The 10,401-nt window shown below is 39.7% G+C and carries 11 protein-coding genes and 1 pseudogene; 5 read left to right on the forward strand and 7 right to left on the reverse strand.

The window, feature by feature from the left end:
* Window positions 1–155: 155 nt before the first annotated feature.
* The 3 genes and pseudogenes from CYP77_RS10330 to argH form a co-directional block, all read right to left on the reverse strand.
* The gene (locus tag CYP77_RS10330) at window positions 156–464 is read right to left on the reverse strand and encodes a CZB domain-containing protein (RefSeq protein ID WP_410002968.1); all 309 of its coding nucleotides are present in this window, start codon (window positions 462–464) and stop codon (window positions 156–158) included.
* 54 nt (window positions 465–518) lie between these two features.
* A pseudogene (locus CYP77_RS10335) lies at window positions 519–827 on the reverse strand (methyl-accepting chemotaxis protein); the annotation flags it as partial.
* 457 nt (window positions 828–1,284) lie between these two features.
* On the reverse strand, window positions 1,285–2,685 hold the full coding sequence (gene argH, locus CYP77_RS03440; protein WP_103567566.1) for an argininosuccinate lyase: 1,401 nt from the start codon (window positions 2,683–2,685) through the stop codon (window positions 1,285–1,287).
* Window positions 2,686–2,953: 268 nt separating this feature from the next.
* On the opposite strand from argH, the gene CYP77_RS03445 reads away from it, so the two are divergent.
* A complete protein-coding gene (locus CYP77_RS03445; protein WP_103567567.1) occupies window positions 2,954–3,343 on the forward strand; it encodes a hypothetical protein in 390 nt (129 codons plus the stop codon).
* 2 nt (window positions 3,344–3,345) lie between these two features.
* Here the strand turns inward: CYP77_RS03445 and CYP77_RS03450 are convergent, their stop codons facing one another.
* Genes CYP77_RS03450 through CYP77_RS03465 form a run of 4 tightly spaced genes read right to left on the reverse strand, consistent with a single transcriptional unit; the run spans window position 3,346 to window position 6,821 of the window.
* Entirely contained in the window at window positions 3,346–3,885 is a 540-nt protein-coding gene (locus CYP77_RS03450; RefSeq protein ID WP_103567568.1) for an oxidoreductase, read from the reverse strand.
* A 2-nt stretch (window positions 3,886–3,887) separates the two neighbouring features.
* On the reverse strand, window positions 3,888–6,065 hold the full coding sequence (locus CYP77_RS03455; RefSeq protein WP_103567569.1) for a heavy metal translocating P-type ATPase: 2,178 nt from the start codon (window positions 6,063–6,065) through the stop codon (window positions 3,888–3,890).
* Window position 6,066: 1 nt separating this feature from the next.
* On the reverse strand, window positions 6,067–6,270 hold the full coding sequence (locus CYP77_RS03460) for a heavy-metal-associated domain-containing protein (protein WP_004317198.1): 204 nt from the start codon (window positions 6,268–6,270) through the stop codon (window positions 6,067–6,069).
* Window positions 6,267–6,821: a GNAT family N-acetyltransferase gene (locus tag CYP77_RS03465; RefSeq protein ID WP_103567570.1), complete on the reverse strand. Its 555-nt coding sequence runs from the start codon at window positions 6,819–6,821 to the stop codon at window positions 6,267–6,269. Before CYP77_RS03465 ends, CYP77_RS03460 begins: the two co-directional genes overlap by 4 nt.
* A 151-nt stretch (window positions 6,822–6,972) precedes the next feature.
* Here CYP77_RS03465 and CYP77_RS03470 point away from each other — a divergent pair, with 151 nt between their 5' ends.
* The 4 genes from CYP77_RS03470 to CYP77_RS03485 form a co-directional block, all read left to right on the forward strand.
* Entirely contained in the window at window positions 6,973–7,680 is a 708-nt protein-coding gene (locus CYP77_RS03470; RefSeq protein ID WP_103567571.1) for a YebC/PmpR family DNA-binding transcriptional regulator, read from the forward strand.
* Window positions 7,681–7,691: 11 nt separating this feature from the next.
* On the forward strand, window positions 7,692–8,186 hold the full coding sequence (locus CYP77_RS03475; protein ID WP_103558829.1) for a peptidylprolyl isomerase: 495 nt from the start codon (window positions 7,692–7,694) through the stop codon (window positions 8,184–8,186).
* Window positions 8,187–8,197: 11 nt separating this feature from the next.
* On the forward strand, window positions 8,198–9,553 hold the full coding sequence (locus CYP77_RS03480) for a cation:dicarboxylate symporter family transporter (protein ID WP_103567572.1): 1,356 nt from the start codon (window positions 8,198–8,200) through the stop codon (window positions 9,551–9,553).
* 165 nt (window positions 9,554–9,718) lie between these two features.
* The coding region (locus CYP77_RS03485; protein ID WP_103599691.1) for an aspartate/glutamate racemase family protein at window positions 9,719–10,401 on the forward strand (683 nt) is incomplete at its 3' end.

Below are 10,401 nucleotides of genomic sequence, written 5' to 3' on the forward strand. Positions count from 1 at the left end.
CACCTACACTTTCACCTACTTGCTGGCGCAAAACTTGGCTGGAGCGAAGGCGTAGCTGATCCACAAAGCACATTTTAAAAATAAAATTTAGACTCTTTTTGAGTCTAAATTTCACTTCAAATTTTTACTTTTAAAACATCTAAATTTAAATAAATTTACTTCCTAGCAGCTTTTACCGCTTCAAGTAACTCTTCAAAGCCAGCTTTACTTGAGTGCTCGACATCTTTTAGTATCTCGACACCTGCTAAATGTCCCTTATCTTTATCAGCAAAAACCGCCATAGCCTTATCTAGTCCATGATGGACATTTTCGTGGTGCGCAGCTATGCTTGAGAGGGTTCTTGGATCTTTTATGATGGTATTTTTCACATCCTTTTCATACCACTTGCCAAATCTACACTCATGCACGTCTTGAATTTTATTTATCTCGCCAAGTAAAACGCCTCTATAGCCATTTAGCTTCATATTGATGTGATCTATCTTGCCGTTACTGACATTGACCTCATTTGTTACGTTTAAGGCTTGATTTAGGATGTTTTGAGTGTTGGTATTTACGCTTGAGATATTGCCCTCAAAGCCACCTAAAATTTGCATCGCATTTGCTGAAATTTTAGAGAAATTCTCACTCATTTCGATCATTGTGTTCGCACTTTGTTTAAGGCCATTTATATTTACTTCAACCTCAAGTGTCGCCTTTTGCGTGCGCTCTGCAAGCTTTCTAACCTCATCTGCAACGACCGCAAAGCCTCGTCCATGCTCGCCCGCACGAGCCGCCTCGATAGCAGCATTTAGAGCTAGCAAATTTGTCTGATCCGAGATGTCTTTTATGAGATTTATGATCTCAACGATAGAATTTACGCTTCCATCAAGCGAAGAGGCATCGTTTGAGAGGTCACCGCTCATCTGGCTCACTTGCTCGATCGAGCTTAAAATTTCAGCCGTTTGAGACTTGAGCTCGCCTGTTTCTTTGAATGTTTTTTCATTTAAATGGTTTATATTTTCAAGCATTTTTAAATTTTCTTCGATGGTTGATTGCAAGAAATTCATACCATCTTGATAGCTAGTAAGCAGCAAATTTACAGCCTCTTGCTTATCCTTAGCTTGCTCTTTTGGCTCGCAAGTTTTGGCATTTTTTAGCTCATTTTTAAGTGCTAAAATTTCAGCCTTTAAAGCTTCATTTTCTCTTTCTAAAGCTTCATTTTTACTGCCAAGCTCTTTATTTTTGCTGTCAAAAAACATTTTTCATCCTTTAAAATTTGTAAATTACGCGTAATTATAACTCTTTTTACTTAAGCCAGTCGTCTAAAATTTTAATTTGCTCTTCAACGCTTTTGTTTGCCGTGCCGCCTTTTGAAGTGCGGGCCTCTTTTGAAGCGTGCAGATCTAGAAACTTAATGGCATTTTCATCTAAATTTTCATCGATACTTTTTAGCTGCTCATAATTTAGCTCACTTAGATCAAGCCCCAAACTTTCAGCCTTTGCCACAGCTTTTCCGGTGATAAAATGCGCCGTTCTAAATGGGATATTTTTCTCACGCACTAGATAGTCCGCCAGATCAGTTGCACTTAGATGCCCTGTTTTTGTCGCTTTTAGCATATTTTTTTCATTAAATTTAGCCGTTTTTATCATCTCATTTAGGATAGTAGCCGAGCTTAAAATGGTCGCAACGCTATCAAAAACGCCCTCTTTATCTTCTTGCATATCTTTATTATAAGCAAGTGGCAAGCCTTTCATCGTAGTTAGTAGCGCTACTAAATTTCCATTTACACGCCCAGTTTTACCGCGTATGAGTTCAGCGACGTCTGGGTTTTTCTTTTGGGGCATGATGGAGCTGCCTGTGCTATAAGCGTCGCTAATGCTTACAAAGCCAAATTCTTGCGAGCTCCAGAGTATGAGCTCCTCGCAAAGTCTAGAAGCGTGCGTCATAAAAACACTAATGTTAAATAAAATCTCCAGCGCATAGTCGCGGTCGCTCACGCTATCCATCGCATTTTGCGTGCAGCCTGCAAAGCCAAGCTCGCTTGCAACGATGCTCCTATCTATCTTATGCGGCGTGCCTGCAAGGGCTGCTGAGCCAAGCGGACTTAGGTTATTTCGTTCATACGAGCTAACAAAACGCTCAAAATCCCTCTTAAACATAAACGCGTATGCTAGCAAATGGTAGCTAAGGCTTACTGGCTGGGCATGCTGAAGGTGCGTGTAGCCTGGCATTAGCGTATCTTTGTGGTTTTTGGCTAAATTTGTAAGCGTGGCGATGAGCTCTTTGATGAGTGATGAAATTTCTAAATTTTTCTTCAAAACGTAAAATTTAAAATCAAGTGCGACTTGGTCGTTTCTGCTTCTAGCTGTGTGAAGTCTGCCGCCAAGCTCAGCTCCGATGATCTGGCTAAGACGCTTTTCAACGGCCATATGGATATCCTCATCCTCTATCTTAAAAACAAATTTACCAGCTCTTATCTCAGCCAAAACCTCATCAAGCCCTTTTATGATCGCCTCTGACTCATCTTTTTTTAAAATTCCACAAACTCCAAGCATCTTTGCATGCGCCTTACTGCCAGCAATGTCCTCTTCAAAAAGATTTTTATCAAAATTTATAGAAGCGTTAAACTCCTCGAGCAACTTCGAGCTAGCCTCGCTAAATCTGCCCTCCCACATCTTTTTATGTGCATTTTCATCTTTTTTCATAGCTTTGCCTTTGATTAGTTTTGCGTGATTTTAACAAAATGGTGCTTAACTAGGCTTTTACGAGCATTTTAAAAATAAATTTTTGGTCAAAAGAGTGAAATGTAATATAAAAATTATGCTATAGTAGTAAAAAAGTTATATATATAATTTACATTTAAGGTTATTAAAATATAATTCGCCCAGCAACTTTTTAAAAACTATTTCAAGTTTTTTGATTTATTGCCGATATAGTTTTAAATGAAGAAATAAACTAAAAAGGAAGGACGATATGCAAATAGATGCAAATATGAACTCAAATGTTTTCTATCATAACGGCTACACATCTATATCATCAAGTAGCGCTAAAACCAGCATATTAGTATCTTCTGGTTATGGCACAAAAGATATCGTTAGAAGTAATGATGTGCATGTCGAACAAAGAGAAGAAGTTAGACAAAAACCTACAATTATTAGAAAAGAAGATGTCACAGAGTTACAAAAAAATTTAGAAAAATTACAAGATCAAAGAAGCGATATAGCTGATCAAATTTCAAGCATCCAGAACCTGAAAGATCGTGATTCTATGCAGATGCTTCATCATCTAAATTTAGAACAATCAAGCATTCAGAATAACATTTTAAGCATTAAAACTCAGATGACAGAAATGGTACAGGCTTAAGACTAAGCCTTACCGATAATAGTTTTTAAAACCAAACAAAAATCCTCTAAAAAGTATCCCATTGATTTATAGAAGTTACTGCTAGCGTTTTGTTCAAGCTCTTTTGCAAGTTGCTCGGCATAAGGTAAGAAAAATGAGAGGCTAAAAGCAGCAAGAAGTTGCATAGACTCTTTTGTCGCCTCTTTTTTTAAGATATTTGCTATCAAAATGAGCTGATTTGAGATGCTATCAACCTCACCCATTTTTGGCTCAAAATTTATAGCCTTGTAAAATTGTGCCAAATCATCTTTTGCACTTGAAAAATAGTAGCTTGCTTCAAATTTTGCCTTTAAAATGACAAAATCATCACACAGAGCTGCACTGCTCTCATCTTTGATAAATTTAGCGTAAAGCTCATTTCCTTTTACGTTCGCATCACTCTTTGTCTGCGTTATCCACGCACTTGTCTTTTTGATACGCATAAAAGATGAGACGCCCAAGATGCCATTAAAATTTGTAGCAAGTGCAGCAGCTACGACGCTGTAAAGCTCTCCAAGTCTCAAATTTAGTCCTTAAGCTTCAAATATCTAAGTCTAAGCGCATTTAGCACGACAGTGACCGAGCTTAAGCACATCGCCATAGAGCCATAAACTGGGCTTAAAAGCAGCCCAAATACCGGATAGAGCACGCCAGCAGCCACTGGTATGCAAATGGCGTTATACATAAATGCCCAAAACAAATTCTCTTTTATGTTAGCAATAGTCGCATTTGCAAGCTTTACAAGCCCACTTACGCCACGCAGATCGTTTTTTACAAGCACGATATCGCCAGCGCCTTTAGCGATGTCTGAGCCTGAGTTCATAGCGATGCCAACACTTGCTTCTTTAAGTGATGGCGAGTCGTTTATGCCGTCCCCTACAAAGATCACGCCACCTCGGCTCATGAGCTCTTTTACCTTGTTAAATTTGTCCTCAGGCAGCATATTTGCATAATATTCGCTCACATTTAGCTTGCTAGCGATATTTGCCACTACTTTTTTATCATCACCTGAGAGGATCACGCTTTGTAAATTTAGCCTTGAAAGATCGTTTATAACGTCATTTGCTTCATTTTTTAGCTCATCGCTTAGCGTTAAAAAGCCACTAAATTTTTGATTTAGCGCACAAAGTATGACGCCGCTTCCATCATTTGCAGCCTCTTTTATCGCTTCACTATCTGCTTCATTTAGCAAGATATCGTTTGCTGCGAGCAGCTTTTCGTTACCTATTATTATCTTGTTACTCTCGTCTTCATAGACGATGCCTTGACCAACTACGTTTTGGAATTTGCCATTTAGCTTTTGTAAATTTATGTAATTTTGTTTTGCGTATCTTACGATCGCTTTTGAGATCGGATGCTCGCTTAAATTTTCAGCAGATGCCACTAGCTCTAGCTCTTTTTCGCTCAAATTTGAACTTTTGACGCTAATTAGCCCCTTACTTAGCGTGCCAGTTTTGTCAAATGCTACAAATTTAGCATCTTTTATAAGCTCCAAAACCTCTGGATTTTTCACCAAAATCCCAGCTTTTGCGCCGCGAGCAAGAGAGCTTACGATTGCTATTGGCGTGGCAAGTCCTAGTGCGCATGGGCATGAGATGATAAGCACGCAGATCGCGCTAGAGATCGCATAGGCGAAATTTCCACTAAAAATTATCCATATTAAAAATGTAAGAACTGAGATCGCCACCACACTTGGTACAAAGATGTTTGCTATCTTGTCAGCCAGCCGTCCGATAGGCATCTTTTTGGAGCTAGCGTCGCTTAGTAGGTTTAAAATTTGAGATAGCAAGCTTTCAAAAGAACTCTTTGTTACCTTGACGCTTATGTAGCCATTTGTGTTTAGAGTGCCGGCAAACACGCTATCTCCCACCTCTTTATAAACTGGCAAGCTCTCTCCTGTAAGCATAGAAGCATCTATCTCAGCGCCACCTTGAACTATCACGCCATCACTTGGGATGTTGTAGCCATTTTTTACGATGACGATGTCGCCTACTTTTAGCTCATTTACATTTACCTCTTTACTATTTCCATCTGGCATAACCAAAAAGGCGGTCTTTGGCGAAATTTTAAGTAGCGTCTTTAGGTAGTCGCCTGCCTTTGCCTTTGAGCGCTCTTCAAGATACTTACCTAGCAAAACAAAGGATATTATCATCGCTGCGCCCGAGATATAGACGTTTTTTAGATCATCTGGGATAAAATTTGAAAAGATCACAACAAAAAGCGAGTATAAAAACGCACTGCCGCTTCCAAGAGCTACAAGCACGTTCATATCGTAGTTTTTGTTTTTAACAGCCTCTATGGCGTGAGCAAAGAAGTCTTTGCCGCTAAAAGCTAGCACCAAAAACGCTAAAACTAGCATGAGTAAATTTACTAGCAAGTTATGAGGCGCGAATATCTCAAGTGCCATTATCACGATGCTTGTGATAAATGCAAATATAAATTTATTTCTTATCAAGGTTATATGCTCGTCTCTTTTGGCTTCAAATTCATCAATATTTGTCGCCACAAAGTAGCCAAGCTTCTTTATCTTTTGCTCTAAAACTTCACGCACGCTGGCGTCTTTTAGGACAAACTCACCGCTTGCGTTTGCAAAATTTACATTTGCTTCAAGCACTCCATCTATCTTTTTGGAAACTTTCTCGATAGCGTTTGAGCAATTTACGCAGCTCATTCCCGCTATATTTAGCTTGACTTTTAAAGGCATATCAAAGCTCCTTTATAACGTCAAATCCAAGATCAGCCATTTCTGATTTAAATTTCTCTACATCGCCATCTTTTATATCAAGGCTTACTTGTCTTGGCTCTTTGCTAAGATCGACTTTTATCTCGCCAAAGTCATCTTCAAGTGCGTTTTTTATAGTATTTGCGCAGTTTTGGCAATGCACGTTATTTACCTCAAATGTTTTCATATTATCTCCTTTATCATGTGGTCGTATTCGTGTAAATTTATGATCTTTTTGGTGTTAAATTTAAAGCCAAGGCTCTCGTAAAATTTACGAACTTTTGGCTTATTTACATCAACTATCAGCGAGACCTTTTTATGTCCTAGCTCTTTTGCTTTGGCAAATGAGTGCAAGATAAGCTCTTTTGCAAGCCCTTGGCCTCTAAATTTCTCATCCACAGCAATGCTATCTATATAAAACTCATCATCAAAGCACTCTTTTTCTACCTCGGCATCTTTGCCAAGCGCCTTTAGATGCTGAGAAATTTCTCTATCAAACTGCCACGCGTCGCCACCAAAATAAGCACACATAGCAGCGATTATCTGCTCGTCACGCCTATAGACATAAACATTTTTATAGCTAAGTCTATTTATCTCGCTTACAAAAAATTTCTCTAAAATTTCATCGCTTCTTGCAGGATCGTCGTAGCCACTTAGCTTGTAGGCGATGTCCTCCATCGCTAAATTTAGTAGTTTTATGCAGATTTTTGCATCTTGTTTTTGAGCACTTTTTATCATGAGTATGATTATATGCCTTTAGCTTAAATTTTTACCAAATATTATTTTCAAATTTACAAATTAAGCGCTTTAGCAGGCAAACTAAAAATGTTTTAAAAAAGTATAAAATTTTTTTAGTTATAATCCGTAAAAAATTTATTTAAGGATATTTATGGGACGAGCATTTGAGTACCGAAGAGCGGCAAAAGAAGCTAGATGGGATAAGATGAGCAAGGTATTTCCAAAACTTGCAAAGGCTATAACAGTAGCGGCAAAAGATGGCGGATGTGATCCAGATATGAACCCAAAACTTCGTGCAGCCATCGCAGCAGCAAAAGCTGAAAATATGCCAAAAGATAACATCGATGCGGCTATAAAAAGAGCAAATGGCAAAGATAGCGCAGATATCAAGACTATCTTTTATGACGGCAAAGCAGCTCACGGCGTGCAAATCATCGTCGAGTGCGCTACTGATAACCCAACAAGGACAGTTGCAAATGTAAAAGCGATATTTAGCAAAAATGGCGGAGAAATTTTGCCAAGTGGCAGCCTTAGCTTTATGTTTACAAGAAAGAGCGTTTTTGAGCTTGAAAAACCAAGCGCAGATGTCGAAGAGATCGAGCTTGAGCTGATAGACTACGGCCTAAGCGATATCGAAGCTGACGATGATACGCTATATGTTTATGGCGACTATGCAAATTTTGGCACACTACATGAAGGGATAGAAAAGCTAAATTTAGTAGTTAAAAAAGCTTCACTTCAGTATTTACCAAATCAAACCGTGAGCCTAGATGAAGAGCAAATGCTTGAGGTTGAAAGGCTTCTTGACAAGCTAGAAGACGACGATGACGTCCAAGCAGTTTATACAAATATCGAGTAAAAAGGAGCAACATGCGTTTTGATGAGTTAAAAGTTTATGATATAAATTTAGACGAACTAAAAAAAGATAAATTCGCGGTTTTAAAGACAGAAAAAGGCGATATCAAACTTGAGCTTTTTGCCGAGGATGCACCGCAAGCTGTTGCAAATTTTGTCCATTTGATAAAAACAGGCTTTTATAATGGCCTAAATTTTCACAGAGTTATACCAAATTTCGTCATCCAAGGCGGCTGCCCAAATGGCACAGGTACAGGCGGTCCTGGCTGGAGGATAAAATGCGAATGCGACAACCAAAAGGTAAAACACGAGCGTGGCAGCCTTAGCATGGCTCATGCAGGTCGCGACACTGGCGGATCACAGTTTTTCATCTGCCACAGCAAGCAACCTCATCTTGACGGCGTGCATACAGTCTTTGGAAAGTGCGCTGACGATGAGAGCTTAAAGGTACTTGATGCTATAAGGCAAGGCGACAAGATCCTCTCAGCAGAGATCAAGCAGAGCCTATAAAAGGGGAATTTATGGAGAGTGCAAAAACGCAAAAAAGTCTCTTTGTGAGGCTATTTACCAATCTCGCCATTTGGGTTGTGATAGGTATAGTTGGCGGTGTTATCGTCGGTATGGTCGCACCTGAGCTTGGCATAGCGAGCAAGCCAGGCATTGATTATTTTATAAAAGCCCTTAAAATTTTAATCGGCCCTATCATCTTTTTAACGATCGTCTCAGGCATCGTCGGACTTGAGAGCCTAAAAGATCTTGGCACCATCGGACTTAAGGCGTTTATCTACTTTGAGATAGTTAGCACGCTTGCTCTTGCTGTTGGTATCATCTTTGGCGAGACGCTTCGTCCAGGACATGGCATGAACCTTGACTACACTCAGCTTGACGCCTCAAGTGTGGCCAAATTTACATCTCAAGCTGGAAATATGGACGCAAATAGCGGCTTTTTAGTACACACACTTCATCTTTTAAGAGGCGCTGTGCCAGTAGATGACATCTTCCCTTACGTGCATATACTTGATCCATTTATAAAGTCAAATACACTTCAAGTGCTTTTCATGGCGATAGTCGTTGCCATCGTGCTTTCACTACTTGCTCATGATAAAAAGCAAGCTTGTCTAAAACCGCTTGAATTTATCCAGCACTACGTCTTAAAGCTACTTACTTGGCTTATGCTATTTAGCCCAGTGGCGGCCTTTTCAGCGATGGCTTACTTGATCGGTAAATTTGGCATCGGAACGCTTCTTGGTATGATGGAGCTTCTTGTTGTTATGGCACTTGCAAGCTGCTTTTTCATCTTTGTCGTGCTTGGCGTCATTTGCTACTTTGCCAAGGTCAATGTCTTTAAATTTATGCGCTTTATCTCAAAAGAGGTCTTGGTCGTTTTTGCGACAAGCTCGAGCGAGACAGCTCTTGCACCACTTATGCAAAAGCTAGAAGCAGCTGGCATAAATAGAGGCGCAGTTGGCCTTATCATCCCGACTGGCTACTCATTTAACCTTGACTGCACCAACATCTATCTAAGCTTAAGCGTCATCTTCTTAGCTCAAGCATTTAACATCCCGCTAAGTTTTGAGCACCTAATAAGCATACTAATCGTGCTAATGATCACAAGTAAAGGCGCGGTTGGCGTTACAGGATCGGGCTTTGTCGTCCTTGCTGGCACACTAAGCGCACTCCCAAGCACTGGCATACCAGTCGTCACCGTGGCTGTGCTACTTGGCGTTGATAAATTTATGTCAGAGATGCGTGCTGTTGGTAACCTTTGCGGTAATGCCGTTGGCTGCATGATCGTATCTATCTGGGATAAAAAGGTCGATATGGAGAAATTTAGATACGCACTAGATCATCCAGACGAATTTCACTTCCACTCATAATAGAATTTTTCAAGGGGCAAATCGCCCCTTTTTATCTTAAAATTTACTTCAAAACTTAAAGTGCTTACTCCCTATTTTTACAACACCAAATGAAAATTTAGAAATTTTATTTTTAAATATAGAAACTAATATTATAATTATTGAAAATTTTAATTTGGAGGAGTTATGAAGACATTAGGCATCATAGGCGGCATGGGACCACTTGCCACGGCTGATTTATACAAGAAGATCATCGATATAACCCCAGCAACTTGCGATCAAGAGCACCTACACATCGTTATCGACTCATACGCTCAGATAGAAGATAGGACAAAATTTATCATGGGTGAGGGAGAAAGTCCGCTTCCAAAGCTAATTCAAAGTGCTAAACTTTTAAAAAATGCTGGCTGCGAGGCGATGCTAATGGCTTGTAACACAGCTCACTACTTTGCCCCAAGCATCGAAAAAGAGGCTGGAGTGAAAATTTTGCACATTGCAAAAGTTACAGTAGATGCCTTGCAAAAGAAATATCCGCACGCTAAAAATATCGCTGTTATCGCAACAAGTGGCACAAAAAAGGCAGGCGTTTATGATCAAATTTTAAAAGAGCGAGGGCTAAAGAGCGTGGATTTTAGCAAAGAGACGCAAGATGTCATCATGGAGTGCATCTACAAAGGTGTCAAAGCTGGCAAATTAGAAGAGTATGTGCCGGTATTTTATGAAGTGCTTTCAAACATTGAAGCTGACGTTTATATCGCAGGCTGCACCGAGATACCGATGTTTTTACCATTTATCAGCAGCGAGTATAAATTTATAGATGCGACATTTGAGCTGGCAAAAGCTGGCGTAGAATTTGGCTTAGAAAAGAG

Origin of the sequence: Campylobacter concisus, from assembly GCF_002913865.1 — a bacterium.
Taxonomy (GTDB): domain Bacteria; phylum Campylobacterota; class Campylobacteria; order Campylobacterales; family Campylobacteraceae; genus Campylobacter_A; species Campylobacter_A concisus_AM.

Coding starts and splice junctions, on each gene's coding strand:
- CYP77_RS10330 (WP_410002968.1), bottom strand. CDS start 464: ATGAAGCTAAATGGCTATAGAGGCGTTTTACTTGGCGAGATAAATAAA.
- argH (WP_103567566.1), bottom strand. CDS start 2,685: ATGAAAAAAGATGAAAATGCACATAAAAAGATGTGGGAGGGCAGATTT.
- CYP77_RS03445 (WP_103567567.1), top strand. CDS start 2,954: ATGCAAATAGATGCAAATATGAACTCAAATGTTTTCTATCATAACGGC.
- CYP77_RS03455 (WP_103567569.1), bottom strand. CDS start 6,065: ATGCCTTTAAAAGTCAAGCTAAATATAGCGGGAATGAGCTGCGTAAAT.
- CYP77_RS03460 (WP_004317198.1), bottom strand. CDS start 6,270: ATGAAAACATTTGAGGTAAATAACGTGCATTGCCAAAACTGCGCAAAT.
- CYP77_RS03465 (WP_103567570.1), bottom strand. CDS start 6,821: ATGATAAAAAGTGCTCAAAAACAAGATGCAAAAATCTGCATAAAACTA.
- CYP77_RS03470 (WP_103567571.1), top strand. CDS start 6,973: ATGGGACGAGCATTTGAGTACCGAAGAGCGGCAAAAGAAGCTAGATGG.
- CYP77_RS03475 (WP_103558829.1), top strand. CDS start 7,692: ATGCGTTTTGATGAGTTAAAAGTTTATGATATAAATTTAGACGAACTA.
- CYP77_RS03480 (WP_103567572.1), top strand. CDS start 8,198: ATGGAGAGTGCAAAAACGCAAAAAAGTCTCTTTGTGAGGCTATTTACC.